Source organism: Actinomadura opuntiae, assembly GCF_030283205.1.
Taxonomy (GTDB): domain Bacteria; phylum Actinomycetota; class Actinomycetes; order Streptosporangiales; family Streptosporangiaceae; genus Spirillospora.
The window spans coordinates 61,509-82,909 of the sequence record NZ_JASNWF010000030.1 but is presented as its reverse complement, the minus strand read 5'-3'; the positions used below and the strand labels follow the sequence as shown (position 1 = coordinate 82,909).

General features: G+C 67.4%; 15 protein-coding genes. 5 read left to right on the top strand and 10 right to left on the bottom strand.

Translation table 11 applies throughout. The features are described 5' to 3' along the window. Nucleotides 1-344 precede the first annotated feature (344 nt). Entirely contained in the window at nucleotides 345-2,639 is a 2,295-nt protein-coding gene (locus QP089_RS43270) for an ATP-binding protein (RefSeq protein ID WP_285920370.1), read from the bottom strand. A 412-nt stretch (nucleotides 2,640-3,051) separates the two neighbouring features. Here QP089_RS43270 and QP089_RS43265 point away from each other — a divergent pair, with 412 nt between their 5' ends. From QP089_RS43265 to QP089_RS43250, 4 genes are all read left to right on the top strand, one after another. Further along, nucleotides 3,052-3,942: an alpha/beta hydrolase family protein gene (locus tag QP089_RS43265; RefSeq protein WP_285920369.1), complete on the top strand. Its 891-nt coding sequence runs from the start codon at nucleotides 3,052-3,054 to the stop codon at nucleotides 3,940-3,942. A gap of 411 nt (nucleotides 3,943-4,353) precedes the next feature. Further along, nucleotides 4,354-5,892, top strand: coding sequence for a glycerol kinase GlpK (gene glpK / locus QP089_RS43260; protein ID WP_285920368.1), 1,539 nt, complete (start codon nucleotides 4,354-4,356; stop codon nucleotides 5,890-5,892). Nucleotides 5,893-6,105: 213 nt separating this feature from the next. Further along, nucleotides 6,106-7,278 (top strand): PucR family transcriptional regulator, encoded by a 1,173-nt coding sequence (locus tag QP089_RS43255; protein ID WP_285920367.1) that lies wholly within the window; start codon nucleotides 6,106-6,108, stop codon nucleotides 7,276-7,278. A 44-nt stretch (nucleotides 7,279-7,322) separates the two neighbouring features. Continuing rightward, a complete protein-coding gene (locus QP089_RS43250) occupies nucleotides 7,323-9,608 on the top strand; it encodes an ATP-binding protein (protein WP_285920366.1) in 2,286 nt (761 codons plus the stop codon). Between the two features lie 3 nt (nucleotides 9,609-9,611). Here the strand turns inward: QP089_RS43250 and QP089_RS43245 are convergent, their stop codons facing one another. Genes QP089_RS43245 through QP089_RS43215 form a run of 7 tightly spaced genes read right to left on the bottom strand, consistent with a single transcriptional unit; the run spans nucleotide 9,612 to nucleotide 16,752 of the window. Continuing rightward, nucleotides 9,612-11,165, bottom strand: a complete 1,554-nt coding sequence (locus tag QP089_RS43245; RefSeq protein ID WP_285920365.1) for a carboxylesterase/lipase family protein — start codon at nucleotides 11,163-11,165, stop codon at nucleotides 9,612-9,614. Next, nucleotides 11,165-12,436, bottom strand: a complete 1,272-nt coding sequence (locus QP089_RS43240; protein ID WP_285920364.1) for an ABC transporter substrate-binding protein — start codon at nucleotides 12,434-12,436, stop codon at nucleotides 11,165-11,167. Before QP089_RS43240 ends, QP089_RS43245 begins: the two co-directional genes overlap by 1 nt. A 6-nt stretch (nucleotides 12,437-12,442) precedes the next feature. Next, complete coding sequence (locus QP089_RS43235; RefSeq protein ID WP_285920363.1) at nucleotides 12,443-13,438, bottom strand: branched-chain amino acid ABC transporter permease; 996 nt, start codon at nucleotides 13,436-13,438, stop codon at nucleotides 12,443-12,445. A 47-nt stretch (nucleotides 13,439-13,485) separates the two neighbouring features. Then, nucleotides 13,486-14,367 (bottom strand): branched-chain amino acid ABC transporter permease, encoded by an 882-nt coding sequence (locus QP089_RS43230; RefSeq protein WP_285920362.1) that lies wholly within the window; start codon nucleotides 14,365-14,367, stop codon nucleotides 13,486-13,488. Between the two features lie 2 nt (nucleotides 14,368-14,369). Beyond that, nucleotides 14,370-15,122 carry an ABC transporter ATP-binding protein gene (locus QP089_RS43225; RefSeq protein WP_285920361.1) on the bottom strand — a complete coding sequence of 251 codons (753 nt, stop codon included), beginning with the start codon at nucleotides 15,120-15,122 and terminating at the stop codon, nucleotides 14,370-14,372. Beyond that, entirely contained in the window at nucleotides 15,119-15,877 is a 759-nt protein-coding gene (locus tag QP089_RS43220) for an ABC transporter ATP-binding protein (protein WP_285920360.1), read from the bottom strand. Before QP089_RS43220 ends, QP089_RS43225 begins: the two co-directional genes overlap by 4 nt. Nucleotides 15,878-15,912: 35 nt before the next feature. Next, nucleotides 15,913-16,752: an alpha/beta fold hydrolase gene (locus QP089_RS43215; protein WP_285920359.1), complete on the bottom strand. Its 840-nt coding sequence runs from the start codon at nucleotides 16,750-16,752 to the stop codon at nucleotides 15,913-15,915. 1,211 nt (nucleotides 16,753-17,963) lie between these two features. Between QP089_RS43215 and QP089_RS43210 the strand changes: the two genes are divergently transcribed. Beyond that, a complete protein-coding gene (locus tag QP089_RS43210; RefSeq protein ID WP_285920358.1) occupies nucleotides 17,964-18,194 on the top strand; it encodes a helix-turn-helix domain-containing protein in 231 nt (76 codons plus the stop codon). A gap of 597 nt (nucleotides 18,195-18,791) precedes the next feature. Here the strand turns inward: QP089_RS43210 and QP089_RS43205 are convergent. Both QP089_RS43205 and QP089_RS43200 read right to left on the bottom strand, forming a co-directional pair. Beyond that, nucleotides 18,792-19,538: an SCO6745 family protein gene (locus QP089_RS43205; protein WP_285920357.1), complete on the bottom strand. Its 747-nt coding sequence runs from the start codon at nucleotides 19,536-19,538 to the stop codon at nucleotides 18,792-18,794. A 242-nt stretch (nucleotides 19,539-19,780) separates the two neighbouring features. After that, a complete protein-coding gene (locus QP089_RS43200; protein WP_285920356.1) occupies nucleotides 19,781-21,370 on the bottom strand; it encodes an alpha/beta hydrolase domain-containing protein in 1,590 nt (529 codons plus the stop codon). Between the last annotated feature and the right edge of the window lie 31 nt (nucleotides 21,371-21,401).

Sequence of the window (21,401 nt, the reverse complement as noted above, 5' to 3'; positions counted from 1 at the left end):
CCCAACCTGCGACGCCACCCGCCGGACATTAGGGCTCTCACCTGCACGGACGTACTTTTCGGCAAGCACAGAGTCGTTCCCGGAGGCAGAGGTCGAGGTCTTTCGAGGATCAAGGTGCCTCATCGGCGTCGCATCGACGTTGCCCGGGCGTCGCTGGTTGAATCAGCTCAGGGCCCTTCGGTAGAGTCGCCGCCGCATGCGCAGGGGCCCGGGTGCGACGCTCATCGGCCGATGTTGGATCCAGTGGCGGCAACATTCTGGCCGAAGCGTTCATCTCATCTCTGAAACGCCAGGCGCTGTTCGCCAGTTGCCTTTTGCAATCAACACCGAAAGCCGACCCTAAGCTATTTTTGGCACTTTATTGCCCATGCGGCTATCTGCGTTCGCTTACTGAGTCCGAGTTTCTTGAGAATCACTTGAACGTGTCCCTCGACAGTGCGAGGAGAGATGAACAGTCTTGAGGCTATTTCGCGATTGATGAGTCCGTCGGCGATGAGTCGAGCGATCTCCCATTGGCGTTCAGAAAGTGGCCCGTGGGCGGTTAGGCCAGAATGTGAGGTATCGCTTCCGTGCTCCTCGAGCGCGAAACTGATCGTGTCGTCGTAAAGCAACCGACGGCCGGCGTCGAAGGCGTCTGCGAATTGTTCGGCTCCTAGGTTCGACCTGGTTGCGTCATGAAAGTTCTGATGTGCGCGGGCGCTCATCTGTTCCGGCGAGATACCGAGATGCTCCCAACGAGCGGCGGCTGCGCCGAAGAGGATAGCGGCGCGCTTATGGTCACCCTGTCGGGAGGCGACCCAGGCGAGCGCTTCGACGAAGTAGGCCACGTCCAGACTGTGGTATCCCGTAGCCGCGGATGCTGCGAGGGCTTCGCGCGCGGTTCGCGCCGCCACAGCGGCGTCGCCTGCGGTGACCTCGACGGCCACGGTCGCGAAACGGGCCATGTTCCGGAAGATGACGTCTCCCGCGGTCTTCGTGAGCGCGGTCATCCGTTCCAGGGCGACGCGCGCTCCGGCCAGGTCGTCCAGGTAGGCCCGGGCTACGGCTAACCCGAACAGCGGATGCAGTTCGCCTCGTACTTGTCCTTGCTCACGGAAGATGTCCACGGCTTTCTCGGTGAACACGGCAGAGGCTTGCGGATCGTTACGATGTGCCAGTCCGCGAAGCCCGACGGTGTATCCGGTCAGTAACTTGTCTCGACCCGCGTTGAGCTCGTCGGCTTGGTCCAGCAGCATGAGGGTTCCGGAAAGGTTGGTCATCCAGAAAGAGAACTCCGCGCTGGTAGCCAATGCCCAAGCGCGGTCGAGATGATCAGGTGGAGCGACGGCCAAGGCTCGCCCCAGCCAGGTCAGCCCCTCGGCGTTTAGGCCCTGTGTGGCCCAAAAGCTGCTGAGGTGACGCATCATTCGCATCACGGCGCCCGCCTCGCCGGGTGTGTGGATCGACCATTCCAATGCGGCTCGCAGGTTAGCGAGATCGTTGTGCAGGCGGGCGGTCCACTTGGACTGCGCCTGGCTGACCCACTGCTCGTCCGCCGCGGAGGCAAGACGCGCGAACCAGTCGCGGTGTCGGCGGGTGACTTTCGCGAGGTCGCCAGAATTTTCCAGTTGTTCCCGTCCATATTCGCGAAGGGTTACGAGCATGCGGTGACGGACACTCGTGGTCTGCTGTGTGCGGACTATGATCGACTTGTCCAGCAGGCTGTCGATCAGGTCGATGACGGCCCCGTCGGGCACGTGCGGCCCAGCGCACACGTATTCGGCGGCTTCTAGGTCGAACCCGTCGACGAACACTGAAAGCCGCGCCCACATGACCTGCTCTGCCGTCGAGCACAGGTCATAGCTCCACTGGATGGCCGCTCGCAAGGTTTGATGGCGCTCTGGAGCAGAGCGTGGTCCTTTGGTCAGTAATTCCAGGCGACTGGCGAGTCGATCGGTGATCTGATTGGGCGCCAACACGCGGACCCGTGCGGCGGCCAGTTCCAGCGCCAGAGGGATGCCCTCCAGGTGCCGACACAGTCGTGCGACATGAGCACTGTTATCGTGCGTGATCTGAAAACTCGGGCAGACCGCCGTCGCCCGCTCAACGAACAACCGAATACCGTCGTACTGTTCCAACTCGTGCTGCTCGGCATGCTCGCGCGCGTCCGGTAGCGGTAGCGGCGCGACCGGGAGGACACGCTCCCCCGCTACCGCGAGCGACTGCCGGCTGGTGGCCAGGATTCTTGTCTTGGGGCACTGCGCAAGCAACAAGCCGACGAACACCGAGCAGTCGGGCATCATGTGCTCACAGTTGTCCAGCACGAGCAGAACCTGACGGTCCTGCAGGTAATCGAGCACGACATCGCAGATCGGCCTGCCGGTCATGTTCTGCAGGTTCAGCCGCTTGGCGACCTGATCGGGCAACCGGTTCGGATCACGCAATCCCGCTAAGTCGACGAAGACAACGCGCTGAGCGAAGGCATGCCCGATCCGGGCCGCCACCCGTGTCGCCAGTCTGGTCTTGCCGATCCCGGCGGGCCCGGTCAACGTGATCAGGCGAGCTTCGCCGAGCAGTCGCCTCAGCTCGACATACTCGCGCCGGCGCCCGATGAAACTGGTGAGTTCGGCCGGAAGACCAGCAGCGGCCTCGCCGTCCATGCTGGGGGACATTTCGGGGACGTCGGAGGGAGGTGGAGACGGTTCGGACACGGGACGCCTCCTTGGGTGGGGGTGGGAGGAGGTGGTCGACCAGTCGAAAGCGCCGCAGGGCCACAGATAGTAGCGGGCCGCAGCACTGCAATTCCAGAGCGTCAGCGCGCGACCACGCTCCCGCCCGTCATCGTTGGTCGTGCACCAGGGTGCTCGTCGACGCCGCGCGCAGGCTCACCGCGGTCGCGCCGACCCCGTCAGCGTCATGGACGTTCAGAGCGGAACGATCTCCATCGGAAGCAAGAAATGCACGTATGCAGACAGGTAGTTATACGGATAGCGGGAAATCAACGGCCCGACAGACACTCCCTGGCAGCAGCGGGACCCAACGACCCGCCGTTACCCGAGGAGGTACCCCCGCATGAAAATGTGGATGAAGCCCCGCACGAGACACGCTGGTCGCGCCGTCCGTTCGCGGGCACTGGCGGCCGCCACCCTCGCCGCCGCCGGCCTGCTGTCGACGACCGTCGCCACCACCCCCGCGACGGCCGCAGCGGGGCCGGACCCCACGCTCAACGACGTCAAGACCCTGACCGGCCCGTACCAGACCTCCACGGCGACGGTGCAGAACAGCGGGCAGTTCGGCGCGGCGACCATCTACTACCCCACCTCCACCACCGACGGCCCCTACCCGGGGGTGGTGCTGGCCCCCGGCCTCACCAGCTCCCAGTCCGTCCTGTCGTGGTACGGCAAGACGCTGGCATCGCAGGGATTCGTGGCGATGACGATCAACTTCACCAGCACCATGCTCTACCCGACCCAGCGGCAGCCCCAGATCGACAAGGCGCTGACTTACCTCACCCAGACCAGCACCGTCAAGAGCAGGGTGAACGCCAACACCCTCGGCGTCCTGGGCCACTCCTTCGGCGGCGGCGGGTCGCTCCTGGAGGAGTTCAACAAGCCGTCCCTCAAGGCCGCGATCCTGCTCGACCCGGTCAACCAGCCCGCCGTGCAGTCCTCGCAGCTCAGCCAGGTCGCCATCCCGACCATGATCATCACCGGGCAGAACGACACCCTCAGCAGCGAGTCCCCCACCGTCTACAACGGGCTCCCGAGCTCCACGCCCAAGCAGCTGCTGGACATCGCCGGCGGCAACCACGGAACGGTGCTCACCGCCAACGCGAACATCGCCCGGTACGTCGTCCCGTGGCTGAAGGTGTACCTGTCCGGCGACTCGCGGTACCAGCAGTTCAACTGCCCCATCACCTCCGACTCCTACCTGTCCTCGCACCAGGGGAATTGCTCATCGTGACCTGACCGGGCGGGCCCCGGCGTTCCGGGGCCCGCCCGGGAGAGCTACCGCGGGAGAGAATCTCCGGTGACGCGGTCGGCTCAGTAGAGACTCGCAGCGGCACCACTGGGGATGGGCGAGGCTGCTGCGGTCATGTTCGGGCCCTGGCGTTCCATGGCGCCGGGGCCCGAACGTGTTGTGCGAGGTCCGACCGGCCAAGCGACGACCATCGACACTACAGCCGGCGCCACGACGATGAACGCTCCCACGGCTGCGGTCCACACGATCAGCTAAGCGACCTCACCGCTTTCCTCGTTATCTCGCGGTGACAATGTCGTCGGGAACGTTAGCCGCCGTGGCATTGTTGGCGACGCGTTCACGTCCCTAGGGTCTCGCTGTATTCGCTGAACAGCCAGACAGGGGGACCCACCTATGCGGCAGCGCCATGTCGCGGCAATCGACCAGGGGGTGACCTCCACCCGGTGCATGATCTTCGATGCCTCCGGCAGGGTGCTGGGAGCCGCCCAGCGAAAGCACCAGCAGTTCTTCCCCCGTCCAGGGTGGGTGGAGCACGACGGTACCCAAATCTGGGTGCGGGTTCAGGACGTCGTCGCTAGCGCCCTGCGCACGTCTGGCCTGCGGGCGGCCGATCTTTGCGCCGTCGGAGTCAGCAACCAGCGCGAGACCACGATCGTATGGGACAGGTCGACCGGACGGCCCGTGCACAATGCGCTGGTCGGGCAGGATATTCGCGCCGAGGCGCTCTGCCGCGAACTTGTGGCGAGGCATGGCCTGCAGCGGTTCGCGGCACGTACGGGCCTTCCGGTGGCGTCCTACTTCCCCGGCCCGAAGATCCGGTGGCTGCTGGACCATGTGCCGGGTGTCCGAGACCGCGCTGAGCGCGGGGAACTGCTGTTCGGGACGGTGGACACCTGGTTGATCTGGAATCTGACCGGCGGCGCCGTCCACGTCACCGATGTCACCAACGCGAGCCGCACCCTCCTGATGGACCTGCGGAGCCTGAAATGGGACGAGGACGCCCTCGCCGCGATGGGCATCCCCCGTTCGATGCTGCCGGAAATCCGTCCATCGGCCGAGGTCTACGGGACAGCGCGCGGCGTATTGGAGGGCGTGCCGATCGCCGCCGCCCTCGGTGACCAGCAAGCGGCGCTATTCGGGCAGTCCTGCCTTGCGGCCGGAGAGGCCAAGTGCACCTACAGCACCGGCGGCTTCCTGCTGCTCAACACCGGCCACCAACCCGTGGCCTCTCAACACGGGCTGTTGTCCACGGTCGGTTTCCAGCTCGAAGGCGAACCTGCGGTTTATGCTCTTGAAGGCGCGATCGCCGACACCGCCCCGCTGACCCGCTGGCTCCCGAACCGGCCAAGCCACCTCGGCCTCACACCCGAGTTGCAAGGCCTCGCCGAATCCGTGCCCGATAGCGGCGGGGTCTACCTGGCGCCGACACCATCGAGGTTGTCCGTCCCTCATTGGCGCCCGGATGCGCACGGTGTCCTGGCGGGTCTGACAGATCTCGCCGACAGTGGGCACCTGGCCCGCGCCGTGCTGGAGACGACGGCCTACCAGACCCGCGAAATCGTCGAGGCCATGACACTCGACTATGGTTTCCAACCCGAGTTCTTGCGGGTCGACGGCGCACTGACCGCCAATGGGCTGCTCATGCAGTCACTCGCCGACGTGCTCGATCTAAGGATCGTCCGGTCGTTGCTGCTGGAGACCAGCTGCCTCGGCGCGGCCTATGCAGCCGGCCTGGCCACTGGAATATGGCCGAGTGCTGACGCGCTTCGCAGCAGGTGGCAGTACGCCGCTGCCTGGACCCCGCACCCCGACAATGACCTCGGCGCCCGCAAGTATCGCAAATACCGAAAAGCCGTAGAGATGGCTCAACAATGGACCGTCGACGATGATGTCTTCCGGTTCGGCGAAGCGGCGTCGCAAACTGGCCGTTAAGCCAACCGTGGCGTTCCGTCCGTGGTCGAGCAGGGGCATGTGGCCCGACGGCCGCTCGTGCACGCTCATGCCGGTCCTGGAGCCCTCACCTCCGGGCGCTTGACCTGGAACTGAGCGGCGGGCCGGGTCAGGCAGATGCGTAGTTTTGCGGATAGTGCGGAGAAACTTCCTCCAACGATCCTTGCACCTGCGACGGGTGACGAGGAGGCCACGGTGAGCATCATCCGGCAGAATGCTGCGCTCGACAGAACGTTCCGCTCGCACGTGCCTGAGGTCGCAGCGGAAGTCACGGTCAAGATCCGGCGGGAAGTTCCAGCGCTCGGCAGGGTGGGCTATCTCGACTCGCTCATCGAGGATGCTATCGGGCATTTCGTTGACCTTCTCGCAGAACCGGAGCTCTCGTCCGATCAGATTCTGCAGCGGGCTTGTGAAGCAGGCGCTCAGGAGGCCGCCGAGGGCCGGGGACCCGATGTGCTGACTGCCGCGGTGCGGCTGGCCGCTGGGATAGCGATCGCACGACTTACCGAGCACGCCGAGCGGCTGGGCTTCAGCATCGCGTTCAGCGCGGTCGGCAGGATCGCCCAAACAGCGTTCGCCTACACCGACCGCATCGCCGAAGCCATCGTCACAGGCCATGGTCTACAGGCCCCGTCGATCGCCGAGCAGGAGAGAAACCGACGCAGACTGCTTGACCTACTACTGACGTCAGCCTCGACGGACCTACAGATCAAAGAGGCCGCTCAGCAGGCCGGATGGCGGGTGCCCCACAGCATCGCCGTCATTGTGGTGCGGCCGGGCGGGCCGGTGACCGGACGCCCTCTGCTTCCGCCTGATGCGCTCTCGGGTCTTCACCTGGCCGAGCCCTGCGCGATCGTGCCCGACCCGGACGGCCCGCAGCGCCTCAGCAGGCTGGGGAGCGCTCTGCGCGGCTGGACGGCGGTCATCGGGCCCACAGTAGGGGTGGGTGAGGCAGCCATGTCCTTGCGCTGGGCAGATCGAACGCTGGAACTGGTAAGACAAGGACGGATCACGGGGAACGGGGTGCGACCGGTCTGCGCCGCCGAGCACCTGCCGCAGTTGTTGATGGCCTTGGGCGCCGATCTCACCGATCTCGTAGCGGCCGACCGGTTGGCCCCGTTGGCCCTGGTCAAGGCCGGGCTACGCAACGAGCTGGAGGCGACGCTGCTCGCGCTGTTCGAGTGCCATTTCCGGGCCAGCTCTGTGGCGACACGGTTGCAGGTGCACCCGCAGACCGTCCGTTACCGGCTCCGCAAACTCCAGGAGCTCTTCGGCGACGATCTGTACGACCCCGACAAGCAACTGGAGATGCACCTGCTGCTGCGCGCCCGGCTGCTGCGCCGCGGGGCCGCCAGATACCCGAACTGAGCTGGCATGCCTGGTAGCAGAGGTGATGGCTGTTGGCTACGGTAATGGACGCCATGAACCTGCCACGCGTCGCCACCAGCTATGTCGGTCGTCGGAGCGAGACCGCGCAGGTGTGCTCGATGCTGCGCTGGGGCCGGCTGGTGACGCTGACCGGGCCGGGCGGGGTGGGCAAGTCCCGACTCGCCGAGGCAGTGGCGGCGCGGACGGCCGCCCGGTTCGCCGACGGGCTGGTTTTCGTCGATCTCACCGAGGTGCGCGAAGGCGGGCTGCTGCCGGACTTGGTGGCCACTCGGCTGGGCCTGCACAACCGCTCACGTCGTCCCGCCTTGCAGCTGGTGACCGACCGCCTGGGTGAGGACGCGCTGCTTCTGGTGTTGGACAACTGCGAGCACGTAGTGGACGCGGCGGCGGCGTTCGCCTCTGCCGTCTTGGCCGCCTGTCCGCATACCGCCATGCTGGCGACCAGCCGACAATCCTTGGGCGTGGCGGGAGAGCAGGTTCTGCATGTTCCCCCGCTGCCGGTGCCCGCGACCGATGCAGCGCCTTCGCTGAGGGAACTGACCCGCTACGACGCGGTGCATCTACTAGTGGAACGCGCCTCGGTTGTCCTGCCCGGCTTCGAGATCACCGATGGCAACAGCGCCGCAGTCGTACAGGTCTGCCGGCGGCTGGACGGGCTGCCCCTGGCGATCGAACTGGCGGCGGCCAGGTTGCGGTCGCTGTCACTGCAGCAGATCGCCGACCGGCTCACCCGGCGGCTGCCGCTGCTCGCCGCCGGGCCGCGCACGGTGCCCGAACGGCAGCGGACACTGCGCGCCACGATCGACTGGAGCTTTTCGCTGTGCTCTCCCGCCGAGCAGGCGCTGTGGCGCCGGGTCTCGGTCTTCGCCGGCACGTTCGGCCTGGCGGCCGCAGAGGAGGTATGCGCCGGGCCAGGCCTTGCACGCGAGGAGGTCTTGGACGCCCTGGACGGGTTGCTCGACAAATCGGTCCTGATTCGGGAGGAACACGGGGACGTCGCCCGCTACCGGATGCTGGAGACCATTCGCGAACGCGGCCACGAACTACTGTATGAGGCAGGTGAAGGCACCGACGCCTTCCGGCGCCACCGTGACTGGATCGATCGTTTCACCACGGCGGCAGATACGCACTGGGCCGGCCCGGAGCAGCTCGGTTGGATTACCCGGCTCCGCTCAGAGCAGGCGAACCTTCGGGCCGCGCTGGAATGGTCACTCACCGAACCGGGCGAGGCCGGTGCGGTCCTTCGGATCGCGTCCCGGCTCGATGAGTACTGGACGTTCTTCGGCCACAGCGCCGAGTGCCGCCAATGGCTCGACCGGGCCCTGGCCGCAACCTCCGCCGACCATCCCGACCGTCCGCGGGCGCTGGCGTTCTGCGCACTGCACGCGGTGTGGATCCTGGACCTCGATGCCGCCGCGGACCGGCTCACCGAAGCCGACCAGCTCACGGCCGACTCCCGCGACGAGCTGCTCGGTGCGCTGCTGAACTACGTGCGTGCCCTCGCCGCGCAGATCCGGACCGACACTCGTGCCGCCGACCTGGCGGCCGAGGCGGCTGCGGTGTTCCGCGCGCACGGCGACGTCCGGCGGGAACTGCACCCCTTGTGGATCTTCGGCGTCTCCAGCGGCTACCGGAGGGGCGAGGTGGAAGAGGGAAGGCGCGCCTTGCGCCGGATGCTTGACCTCTGCGAAGCCCGGGGAGAGACCCGCTACCGCGCCATGGCGCAGTTCGGGCTGGCCTATCTGGAGGTCGAGCGGGGCGACGTCGAGCTGGCCGAGCAGCTCGCCCGCGAGTCGCTGCGCAATTTGATGAAGATCGGCGCCGGTTCCGGCACCGCGTACCTGCTGGACAATCTGGCGTGGATCGCCGACCGCAAGGGCGAGCACGTCCGGGCCGCCACCTTGTTCGGCGCGGCGGCGACACTGTGGCAGGCGATCGGGTCGGCACCAGAGGTAGCGGTGTCCGGTCCGCACCGCGCGCACAAGTCCAGCACACTCGCCGCGCTGGGCGATGACCGCTTCGAGCGGGCGTTCGCCGCCGGGCGCGGCATGACCTGGCCAGAGGCTGCGGGGTTCGCGCTGGAGGAGACCGAGCCCGGTGCACCGGCCGATGGCGCCCGGCCAGGATCGCTGACCGGGCGCCAACGGCAGGTCGCCGGGCTGGTCGCCGAGGGCTTGTCCAACCGCGACATCGCCGCCAAGCTGGTGATCTCGCAGCGGACCGCCGACTCCCACGTCCAGAACATCCTCGACAAGCTCGGGTTCCGCACCCGGGCTCAGATCGCGGCGTGGTTCACCGAGCGGCGCTGACCGTCACTGCAGGGAGGCCCACAGATCGCAGTTGTGCTCGCGGGAGAAGTCGGTGACTTCGCCCAGCCTGGACGGCGCGTAGGAGATCATTTGTGGAGCGGCGCCGGAGAACAGCGGCCAGGTCCGCTTGTCTGCTGGCTGCCTGTCCTTGGCGAAGTTCGTCCAGTGCTTGCGCATGGTGGCGGCCAGGGCCTGCTGATCCTTCGACAGGGCCGCCGGGTATACGGCGTTGCCGACGGTGAACAGGTACTGCAGTTCCGAGGCGTGTGAGGCGCCGTAGGGGAACGACACCGGCGGCAGGTACAGCTGTGGTGCGTTGCGGTCGTTGAATTCGTAGGCGTAGGTCGGGACGCGCTTGGACAGCCAGCCGTCGAGCTGCAAGGCGGGGCAGGCGAAGCTGGCGTCAGTGGCGGCGGCCGCGAGCGCGGAGGCCGGGTTGGTGGAGGCGGTGAGCGGATACCGCTGCGCGACCCGCTTGGCCGCGGCCGGCGAGACGCCGGTCATGGCTTGGATCCCGGCGAGGTAGTTTTCCGCGGTCACGCGCTGTCCGGCCAGGTCATAGCCGGTCGCGACGAAGTAGGTGGATTCGTCGTGCGTGGTCCCGTTGATGACCGGGACATGGTGGAAGGCGCCCGAGCGGAAGGCGTCGTCCAGCGACCGGGGCAGCACCGCACCGTCGGTCTGCAGATAAAGGATCGATTTCTGCTGTGCCAGCAGCGCCGAAGCCGGGAGGGACCGCAGGCAGGCAGCCGTCTGGTCGGGGCAGCCGGCTGCGGCGGCCAGGGCCTCGCCGTCGGTCTCGGCGTCCGCGCGGGACTGGAGTTTGAGGTTGTAGGCGCCGCTCTGGGCGATCGCAGCGGAGAACAGGCCGGCTGATCCGGGCGAGGTCAGGTGGGCCAGGACGCTGTCGCCGCCGGCCGACTCGCCGAAGATGGTGACCCGGTTCGCCTGGCCGCCGAACCTGCCGATGTTGCGTTGCACCCAGCGCAGTGCGGCCTGTTGGTCCATCAGGCCGTAGTTGCCTGCCGAGCCGTCGGCGGCGGCCAGCGCCGGGTGGGCGAGGAAGCCGAGGGCGCCGAGCCGGTAGTTGAGGGTGACGACGATGGCGCCCCGCTCGACCATCGTGGTCGGGTCGTAGTTGCTGCCCGTGCCCGACACGAACGCGCCGCCGTGGATGTAGACCATGACCGGGTAGCGGTGCGTGCTTGGGGACGCCCCCTTGGGCGTGTAGACGTTGAGGTAGAGGCAGTCCTCAGAGGTGGGCGCAGTCGTGTTCTGAATGCATCTGGCGGACAAGCGGGTCGCAGACCGCACGCCCTTCCAGCGGGCCACCGGCTGCGGCGGCTTCCAACGCCGTTGTTGCACCGGAGGGGCAGCGTAGGGGACGCCGAGGAACTGATCGGTGGTGCCGGTGGCGGCTCCGCGCAGCACCCCTGCATCGGTGGCGACGGTCGGCGCTCCGGTCGGCGCCCTGGTGGGCTCGGCGCCGGCGGGGGTCTGCAGGACGCCTGTCAGCAGGCCTGCGGCCAGTCCCGCGGTGAGCAGGAGTTTCCTCATCAGGCGGCCTTCCGGGTGTCGATGGCCTTGCCGAACAGGTTCCAGCGCGTGCCCTTGAACCGTTCGAGCTGCAGCGTCTCCAGCGGGTAGCCATCGCCCGGGCCGGTCTGCATCGTGACACCCGGCAGGAGCAGGTCGGAGCGGACGCCCTTAAGGTCGCGAGCCGACTTCATCAGACCTTCGCGGGTGGGGCACTTCATCGCGGTGACGGCCTTGTCCATCGCGCTGGCAGAGGCCCAGCCGAGGCTGTAGAAGGCGTTGGTGGGGTCCAGGCCGGGCGCGTACTTGCCGAGCTTGGCCTTGTACAGCTGCATCTCGGGGTCGTTGGCCCATTGCGGGTCCGAGGGATCCTTGAGGAACGCCGCGGAGACGATGTTCTGCACTCGGGCGAAGCCGACCGGCTTGAGCACGGTCGAGGAGGACGAGACGTTGTTGATGATGTGCAGCGGGTTCCAGCTGGTGTCGTCGGCGTCGGCGGCCAGCGCCTGGGTGCCGAACTTGGGTGTGGTGATGTCCAGCAGGACGTCGGCCTTGGAGGAGGCGAGGTTGTGCATCTGCGGGCCGATGCTGGGGTCGGTGACCTCGTAGGTCTGCTCGGCGGCCACCTTCACGCCGCTGCCCTTGATCGCGTTGACGAAGCTGTTGCGGAGGTCCTTGCCGAAGTCGTCGTTCTGGTAGAGGATCGCGACCTTGGCCGCCGGCTTGTCCTTCTTGAGGTACTGGGCGTAGACCCGCCCCTCGGAGGAATAGCTGGGCTGCCAGCCGATGGTCCACGGGTCCTCCGCCGGGTCGGCGCCCCACTTGGTCGCGCCGCTGGAGACGAACACCTGCGGGACCTTCTGCTGGTTGGCGTACTGCATCACCGCCGAGGAGGTGGGGGTCCCCAGCGTCTGGAACAGGGCGAAGACATGGTCCTCCTCGACCAGGCGGCGGGCTTCCTCCACCGACTTGGGCGGCTGGTAGCCGTCGTCGCGCACAGTGAAGTCGATCTTGCGGCCGCCGATGCCTCCCTTCTCGGCGTTGACGTAGTCGAAGTAGGCCTTGATGCCCTTGGGGATCTGGCCGTAGGCCGACGACGGGCCCGACAGGGGGTAGATTCCGCCGAGCTTGATGCTCTTGCTGGTGATGCCGGTGGTCTGCTGGCCCTTGCACTCGCCCTGTGCGGTGGCGGCGCCGTCGTCGCCCCGGCCGCCGCATGCGGTCGCGGCGAGCAGTACCGCGGCCGCGGTCAGGGCCAGCGGCGGCGTCAGGCGAATCGTCTTGTTAGGCATGGAGGCTCACTTCTTTGCTTGGAGACGGTGGAGGATGCGGCCCGCGCGGCCTGCCAGGCCGGCGAGCCCGGTTGGGGCGAGGAACATGACGGCGATGATCAGGAGCCCGAAGACGACGTTGGGTGCGGCCTCGTTGAGGCCCTGGGAGAAGGAAGGGACGTACATCACGAACGCGCCGCCCAGCAGCGGCCCGAACGTCGACCCCAGGCCCCCGACGACGATCCCGGCGAGCAGCATGATCGACAGGTTGACGGTGAAGGAGTCGGGAGACACAAAGGCGATCACCCAGGTGTTCACCGCGCCGGCGGCGCCGGCCAGCATGGCGCTCCAGGCGAAGGCCAGGGTCTTGTACCGGGCCGGATGCACCCCCATGACCTCGGCGGCGGTCTCGTTGTCCCGGATGGCGTGCAACGCCCGGCCGACCCTGGAGCGCAGCAGCGACCAGACCACCACGCCGGCCACGACCGTGATCAGCAGCGCCACGAAGTACAGCCACTGGTCGGGTGCCAGGCCCGTCCAGGCCGGTGGCACCGGATGGGCCAGAGTGAGTCCCATCGACCCGCCGGTGACCGACCCGAACCGTTTGAGCAGCGGTACCAGGAAGATGGCGATGGTCATGGTGACCAGTGCCAGGTACAGGCCTCGTAGCCGTAGCGCCGGGATGCCGAGCCCGAAGCCGAGCACGAACGTCACCACCATGGCGGCCGGTAGCGTCACCAGGTACGGCACATCCCAGCGGTCCATCATGATCGCCGCTGCGTAGGAGCCGACGGCGAAGAAGCAGCCGTGTCCCAGCGAGATTTGCCCGGCGTGTCCCACCAGCAGATTCAGGCCGAGCAGCGCCACGGTGTAGACCAGCACCATCGTCAGCTGGAACACCCGGAACGGCACGAGCTGGAACGGTGCGACGCACGCCGCCACGGCCAGCAGGCCGATGACCGTCCACTGCCAGTGGCGGGCGATGCCGCTTGTGGCCGGGGAGGACTCGTGGGTGCCTTTCACGCGTGCGGTCGCCGGTGCGAGCACTCCGCGCGTATCGTGATTGTGGCTCATGCCCGTTCCACCGCCGCTCGCCCGAACAGGCCCTGCGGCCGGAACAGCAGGACGACGATGATGATGGCCAGCGGCACGCCGATCTTCAGATCGGAGCCGATGGCGCCGACGTAGGCGCCGGCGAGCGTCTCGGCGACCCCGACGATCAGCCCTCCGAGCACCGCGCCGACCGGGCTGTCGAAGCCACCGAGGGTCGCCGCGGCGAAGGCGTAGATCAAAACGCCGCTCATCATGTTGGGCTCCAGGAACAGCACCGGAGCGACCAGCACCCCTGATACCGCACCGACCAGCGCGGCCAGCCCCCAGCCGAGGGCCAGCATCCGGCTCACCCGTACACCCGAGAGCCGCGCCGATTCGGGGTTGCTCGCCACCGCCCGCATGGCCAGCCCGACCTTGGTGTACCGGAACAGCAGGTAGAGCAGTCCCATGACTGCCGCGACCACGCCGAGGACCCCCAGGGTCGAGTAGGAGAGGCTCACCCCGCCCGTGTCCAGCGCGCCGCTGGGGAACGGGCTGGGGAAGTCCTTGATCAGGAACGACCAGATCCAGCCGGCGGCCGCGTTCACCAGGATGAACAGCCCGAGGGTGACGATCACCAAGGTGAGCTCGGGGGCACCTTCGACCGGCCTGATGATGACGCGTTCGATGAGCATTCCGCCGGCGAACGAGATCGCCATCGTCAGCGCCAGCGCCAGCCAGAACGGCACCCCCGCGTGCACGAACTGCCAGGCGATGAATGTGGAGAACATCGCCAGCTCGCCTTGGGCGAAGTTCACGATGCCGGTGAACTGGTAGATGAGGACCAGTGCGAGGGCAAGGCTGGCGTAGATGGCCCCTGAGCCGAGCCCTTCGACCAGTTGTTGCAGGAATCCTGCCATGGCTACTTCACCCCGATTCCGAGGTAGGCGCGGGCCGTCTGCTCGTCGGCGCGGATGTCCTGGGCCGAGCCGGACAGCACGATCCGCCCGGTCTCCAGCACATGCGCCCGGTGCGCGAACTCCAGGGTGAGGTGCGCGTTCTGCTCGACCAGGATCATGGTCGTCCGCTCCTCCTCGTTGACTGCCCTGACGATCTGGAACAGCTCCCGGGTGACCAGTGGGGCGAGGCCGAGGGATGGCTCGTCCAGCAGGATCAGCCGGGGCCGAGACATCAGTGCCCGGCCGATCGCCACCATTTGCTGCTCGCCGCCGCTGAGGCTTCCGGCGGCTTGCGCCCGCCGTTGCTTCAGGACAGGGAAATAGCCGAAGACCCGATCGAGGTCGGCGGAGATCGCGGTGCGATCTCGGCGGGTGTAGGCGCCCAGTCGCAGGTTTTCCTCGACGGTCAGCGGCGCGAAGGTGCCGCGGCCTTCGGGCACGTGCGCGACTCCCATCCGGGCGACGGCCTCCGGCCGACGGCGCGGTAGCGCGATGCCGCCCAGCCGCAGCTTCCCGGTCGTGCGGATCATTCCGCACAGGGCACGCAGCAGGGTGGTCTTTCCTGCGCCGTTGGCGCCGAGGACAGCGCAGACCTCGCCCTCGGCGACGCTGAAGCCGACGCCATGTAGCACGCTGCCCGCTCCGTACCCGGCGTGCAGATCCTCGGCGACCAGGAACCGCTCATCGGCCGCGTGGTCGTTCGGTGCGCGCCTCATGTCGAAGTCCCCAGGTAGGCGTCGCGGACGGCCTGGTTGTTCTGCACCTGGGCGGGTGTCCCCTCGGCGATCTTCCGGCCGAACTCCAGGCAGATGACCCGGTCGCAGGTCCCCATGACAAAGCCCATGTGGTGCTCCACGACGATGACGGTGAGGTCCCGCTCCTCGCGCAGCTCACGCAGCAGAGCGGCGAACTCTCTGACCTCGCTGTGGCTGAGCCCGTTGCACGGCTCATCGAGCAGCAGCAGCCTCGGGGCGGCCGCCAGCGCGCGGGCCAACTCGATGCGCTTGAGCGTCCCGAAGGGCAGCCCCGCCGCTGGATGCTCGGCGACGTCGCTGAGATCGAGCCGCTCCAGGAGCGCCTCGACCTCGATCCGAAGCCTTGCTTCCTCCCGCCGCACCGACGGCAGGCGAAGGCCCGCGGACACGAACCCGGCGTGCGCCCTGATGTGCGCGCCGACCAGCACGTTGTCGCACACCGACATCTCGGCGAACAGGCCGAGGTTTTGGAATGTGCGGGCGATTCCCAGCGAGACCACCGACGCCGGCGGCACCAACAGTAGATCGGTGCCCTCGAACCGGACGATCCCTTCGTCGGCCTGGTATCGGCGGGTCAAGCAGTTGAACAAGGTGGTCTTGCCTGCACCGTTCGGTCCGATGAGGCCGACCATTTGTCGGGCGCCCACCGTGAATCCGACGCTGTTCAGCGCCGTGATTCCTCCGAACCGGACGGTGAGGCCGGATACTTCTAGCATGCCGTCTCCAGACAGGACTGCATGGCGTTCTCCTTTCAGCCGGTCACCCGGGTGATCCAGGCGACGAGGTCCGCGGTGACTTCGTCGCTGTTGGTCTCGTGCAGCAGGTGGTGCCGGGCCTCCGGGTAGGTCCGGTAGGTCAGGTCTGTCAGGCCGGCACGCCGATACCGGCGCACCAGCAGGTCAGACAGGGTCAGCCCGGCGTTGAGCGGATCGTGCTCGCCGACCATCACGTACAGGGGCAGGTCCGGCGGAACCGAGTCGGGCGCAGCCAGCCGGGGCGCGGCGGCGTACATGCTCCGCAGGCCATCGGCGTCCAGCGGAAAGGCGCACAGCGGATCGACGACGAACGCGTCAACGAACGCGTCATCGCGGCTCACCCAGTCATAGCTGGTCCGGACCGGCTCGAAGGCCGCGTTGTAGTAGCCGATCCGGTCGGGCTCCTTCTCCAGCCGCGCGACCAGGCCGTCCAACGCAGTCGTCCCGGTCAGTACCGCGCCGGCCAGCAGGTCAGCCCTGTCCAACAGCAGCTGCTGGACGGCGTAAGAGCCCATGCTGTGCCCGATCAGCACCAAGGGCAGCCCGGGATGGCGATCGCGCAGGTGCCCGGTGACAGCACACAGATCGGCAACCAGGCGGTTCCAGCCATCCTCACCCAGGTGACCGGGACCCTCCTTCATGGACTTGCCATGGCCCCGATGGTCATGGGCGTACACGGCGTAGCCGTGGCGGACGAGTGTCACTGCAAGGCGGGAGTACAGACCGCCGTGCTCCCCCATCCCGTGCGAGATCTGGACGACGCCGCGTGGGGCGCCGGGATGCTGCCACTGATGCACATACAGCCGCAGGCCGTCGGTGCCGGTAAAGGTGAACACGAGTCAGCGGCTCCTCACCGGATCACAGGAGCGAGCTCAGTGGTCCCCGGCAGTGCCAGATCCGCGGCCCCCCGGCGAGGCGATACACCTTCGAGCCGGCCGGCGGCAACGTGGCCCGCGATCTCTCCTGCGGCGTTGACGTAACCCGCAAAGGCTGCCAATCCAGGCGCGTGCACCCGGCGGCAGATGGCATCGAAAATGCATCGCAAGATAGCCGTCCCCTTAGCTGACCGATGTTCCAAGGCTGGAAACGATAGGAAGGGAAACGACCTCGAACAATGACGGGTCGGACAACGAATTTCGATGCGTTGTCATCACGTGACAACCAAGAGGCGGACGCGCCGCCTTACGGTTGCAGCAGGTCAGCGCATCACCACGGTGAGACTTCCACTCCGGGCTCGGGGCGGCCTGATCCCGCCCAGTGATGGATCGCCGCGCTGAAAGCCTCCTTCATGTTTTGGCTGGGACGGGTGCCCGATGCGGGGGAAGCGGCCGGGATACGCGAGAAAGACATCCCGGGGAGAGTTGAGAAGTTCCGCTTTTGAGGCGGTCGTGCACGATGCCAACGAGTTGGCGGAGCGCGGTGGTGATTCAGTGGCGTGGGCGCCAGGTGTGTTGGTAATGGCATTGGCGGCCCGGCTCAGCAGCGCGTCCAGGAGCCCGCCGTAGCCGGGCAGACATGCCCGCGAAACTCCGAGGCGCTCTCTTGAGCGTCAGCGCCGTAGGCCGCAGCAGACTGGCCTTGGGCAAGAGGAAGACCCCAGAGCCTGCTGCCTCGCGGATGCTCACTAAAGGATGGTGCTGTCCCCGGGCGAGAGAAGGACCAGGCGATGCACTCAAGGACCCGCTCGAACCGGTACTTGATGCACTGCGCAACGCTCATGCCGACGGCGCGGTCACGGTAAGCCCGTGTATGGGAGCGTTCGTGTTCGCCGCCGCTGGACTGCTCCGCCGGGCAGCCGCAGCGCCCCACTGGATCCACGCGCCAACGCTGGCCGCCCGCTACCCGGCCGTCCGCGTGGACCCGACAGTGCTCTACCTCGACCAGGGCGACGTCATCACCAACGCCGGCACCGTGCGGCCCGCCGTGACGCTTGTCTGCACCTGGCGCGTCGTACGTGGGGTGCTCGCGTCGCGGGCCCCATCGCCCGGCGCATGGTCGTGCCGCCCCACCGCAGCGGCGGCCAAGCCCAGTACATCGACCAGCCGCGATGCGCCACGCGCTCGAGCACCTCGACCAGCCGCTCGATGTCGACGCGCTCGCGAGCATCGCCGGGCACAGCCGCCGTACCTTCGATCGGCGCTTCCGTGCCCTCACCGGCATCTCACCGCTGCAGTGGCTGCTCCACCAACGCATCCTGCATGCTCAACGACTGCTCGAAGGTACTGACCTGAGCATCGAGAGCATTGCCGACCGCGCCGGCTTCACCACCGCCGTGTAGCTACGACCACACTTTCGCCGCCTCCTGGGCACCAGCCCCCAGGACTACCGCAACACCTACCGCGGCATCCTCGGCCACGGCCACCACGGCGGTCACGGCGACCGAGGGCCTACCGAGCCGAGATGAACGGCTTGTGAATCCATTGGCGGCGCGCATCAGCCTCCGCGACCCCGTCGTGCAAGCATCCTCGGTACTCGCCCGTCGGCTCGTGTTACACCGGTTAACCGATCACCTGAGCCGCCGCCCGATCACCGGGCCCTATCCAGGCCCGCGCGCCCGTGCGGCGCCGGGCGCCCTCCGGCGTGCCTACGGAGCGTGGAGTCGGCCGACAACCGGCGGTCGACGCCCCCGCCGGGGGCGCTTCGGTCCGCGGACCGAAGCCAGCAACCGGTCCCCGTTGCGCCCGCCGGCCAGCGCCGGAGCCGCGTGCAGATGGTGATCTGCTCCTACGCTTCCCGCGGGAGAACACGCCAGGGAAACTACAAGCCGCACCTGGTGGCCGATCTCATAGGTCAGGGGCCGGGTGATCGGCCCGCCCGGGAGCGGAAGCGATGGTGCCAAGCCACCAATCCGTCAGCCGATGCACAGGGGGTATCGCTATTGCAAGGCAGTCGCACCCAACCCGAATATCAGTTCGGCGTATTCGGTGCGCTCGTCGGGCGCCAGTGCTCGCTGATGAACAAGGGCGGCGAGCCGGTCGGTCGTGTCCTCGGCTTGCTGGCGATGTTCCTTGAGCGGTTCGCAGTCGGGGAACTCGCCTTGCCATCCGAAGAATCGCGCCTGCTCTGCTCCGTTCCCGGTGAGGATCGCCTCGAGCGGTGACAGGCCCACTGCGGTCGTCGCTACCAGGTGCAGCGCACCACGCCATTCCCTGAGCACGTGCAGATACTGCGCGAGCCGGCCGGGCCACTCCTCGACGGTCGGCTCGGCTCGCCAACCGGCGAACAGGGGCAGGCCCGAACCCTCCGCCGCCATGATGATGCGGGCGGCCAGTTCGGCCAGCCGTTCGCCGCCGGGAACCTGGGTGAGGTGTTCCATACCCCAGGCTGCGCAGGCCCGCCCGTACCGGCGTGCCGCCTCACGCGCCCCTGCTACAGCGACACCTTCCTCCCACATCGCCTTGACGAAACCGGGCTCGAACCACCCCAGTGCCGCTGACACGACCTCGGCATCGACATCTCCCAGAACACCGCCGCGTCCGGCGAAATAGAACGCGACTGGGTTCTCGAATCCGGAGTCCTTGCCGCGCTGTGCGGTCTCCTCAAGCAGCATCCATTCGCGCCCCACATCATGGATGATCCCGGCGGTGGCCGCCACCGTCGCCTCTGCATTCAGACCCGCCATGACCGCTCACATGCCCTTTCTCTTGCAGGCAATCCAGTGTCCGTAAACCGCCAGGGTGCGCACCCAAATGGTGTTTTGGGTACGCACCGTGCGGCTCAGGTGCCCGGGGGTCACTGCCCGGTTTTTCTGCCGAAATGTTCAGTTGTCTCAGGTGGCCGTTTGCGGCAAGAACTGTCTGCCTGCGACCACGTCATTTTGATCGTGTTCCGCCTGTTCCGCCGGGCGGGGGTGCGCTGTCCGCGCTATGGGATGTCGGCGTGGGTTGCCTCGTTGATGAGTTCTCGTCCATCGGCGCCGGTGATGGTGCGGTGCGCGACGAGCGCGCGGGTGTCCTTGACGACCGCGCGGACGTAGGCGCCGTGGGTGGGGTAGAGCTTTTTGAGTTGCGCTTCGGTGAAGGGCACTTCATGGCCGGCGATGGCGCAGAAAGAGGCGCCGGTGGAGTTGCCGTACCAGGTGCTGGTGGGGACGTCCAGGTACGGCGAGCGCAGGCCTCCGCGTACGTTGCCGTACTGGTCGAGGACGGGTGCGTTGTCCTTGACCTCGATGGGAGAGGCGTGCGGCGGACGGATCCCGTGCCGCACCCACAGGTCGAGGTTGCGGATCGCTGCGTCGAAGAAGATGTGGCTCGGGAACCGGCTGCGGGGCCCCTCGTTGCAGTTCATCGGCGGAGCGGGCTGCCCGGCCTTCTGGATGTCGGCGGGGGCGGCGGAGTAGTTGAGCTCGTCGGGGGTGGCGTGGCCCGCGCCGGCCATCTCGTAACCGCGGTAGCGGTCGGCGGGCTTGTCGCTGTCGGGACGCCGGGAGGCGATCCCGGCGAGGTAGTCCGACTGGGACATGAAGTGAAGGATGGGTACGCCGACGTTGTTGAACTGCTTGCGCGGGTCTCCGGTGGGCGGCACCGGATCGCACTGGTTCATCGGCACGGCGCCGGCGAAGTTGCCGCCGGCGACGGCGACGATGTAGCCGTCGTAGGTCGGGCGGCCGCCGTTGCGCTGGACGTCGAGCGGGTGGATGCCGTTGCTGTAGTTGTACAGGTAGCCGCCGGTCTGGGAGTACCCGAACCCGTACAGGTGCTGGACGCGGTGGGTGTGGTTCCTCTGGTTGGCGTAGCTCACCGGGTTGCTGCGGCTGTTGCTGCGCAGCAGGCTGCCGAGCTGGCTGAAGATGTCCCAGGCCAGGCCGTTCTCGGTGGTGCGGGACGAGTCCGCGGGGACGTTGGTGCAGTTGCGCGGGTCATTCAGCGGAAGCGGGTTCGCCATGCTGAGGGAGCCGTAGCGTTTCGGGTCGAACTTCTTGAGTGCGACGATCGACACCGGCTTGGCCGTGACGCCGACCCAGACGTCGCCGTTGGCGACGAGTTGGCGATGCATCATCGCCCAGCCGATGTTGAGGTCGAAGAGGTTGGAGGGGTTGAGCATCTCGGTCACCACGTTGCCGCTGAAACGCGAAGCCTTGGCGGGCCGGCGCACCAGGATCCGGGTGGTGTAGGGGGCGCCGGGGGTCCGCACCTGGGCCGGACCGTCCTTGGGCCAGCTGTAGACGTTGGCCTTGCCGCTGATCAGGTACTCCTCCTCGACGTACCCGATCTTCTTCAGGTTCTCCGGCGTGCCCTCGTGGTCGGCGGCGCCGAACGGGTGGGAGGAGGCGGTCACCGGCAGCGGGCCGGTGATGTGCGGCAACGTGCCGCTGGGCTGGCCTGCGGAGGGGGGTGCGGCCGATGCGGCTGTGGGCGCGGCCAGCAAAGCTGCGCCGAGCAGCATGGTCGCCGTGGACGCGGTCCAGGCGGCGAGTCGGCCCTTCTTGCTTCGTGTCGGGGTGGTGGATGGCACAGGTCGTCCTTCCTACAGAAGCTCAGACCTA

Bases quoted from the DNA above. Each gene is read 5' to 3' on its own strand.
- QP089_RS43270 (WP_285920370.1), bottom strand. From the start codon at position 2,639: ATGGACGGCGAGGCCGCTGCTGGTCTTCCGGCCGAACTCACCAGTTTC.
- QP089_RS43265 (WP_285920369.1), top strand. From the start codon at position 3,052: ATGAAAATGTGGATGAAGCCCCGCACGAGACACGCTGGTCGCGCCGTC.
- glpK (WP_285920368.1), top strand. From the start codon at position 4,354: ATGCGGCAGCGCCATGTCGCGGCAATCGACCAGGGGGTGACCTCCACC.
- QP089_RS43250 (WP_285920366.1), top strand. From the start codon at position 7,323: ATGGACGCCATGAACCTGCCACGCGTCGCCACCAGCTATGTCGGTCGT.
- QP089_RS43245 (WP_285920365.1), bottom strand. From the start codon at position 11,165: ATGAGGAAACTCCTGCTCACCGCGGGACTGGCCGCAGGCCTGCTGACA.
- QP089_RS43240 (WP_285920364.1), bottom strand. From the start codon at position 12,436: ATGCCTAACAAGACGATTCGCCTGACGCCGCCGCTGGCCCTGACCGCG.
- QP089_RS43230 (WP_285920362.1), bottom strand. From the start codon at position 14,367: ATGGCAGGATTCCTGCAACAACTGGTCGAAGGGCTCGGCTCAGGGGCC.
- QP089_RS43225 (WP_285920361.1), bottom strand. From the start codon at position 15,122: ATGAGGCGCGCACCGAACGACCACGCGGCCGATGAGCGGTTCCTGGTC.
- QP089_RS43220 (WP_285920360.1), bottom strand. From the start codon at position 15,877: ATGCTAGAAGTATCCGGCCTCACCGTCCGGTTCGGAGGAATCACGGCG.
- QP089_RS43210 (WP_285920358.1), top strand. From the start codon at position 17,964: ATGCGCCACGCGCTCGAGCACCTCGACCAGCCGCTCGATGTCGACGCG.
- QP089_RS43205 (WP_285920357.1), bottom strand. From the start codon at position 19,538: ATGGCGGGTCTGAATGCAGAGGCGACGGTGGCGGCCACCGCCGGGATC.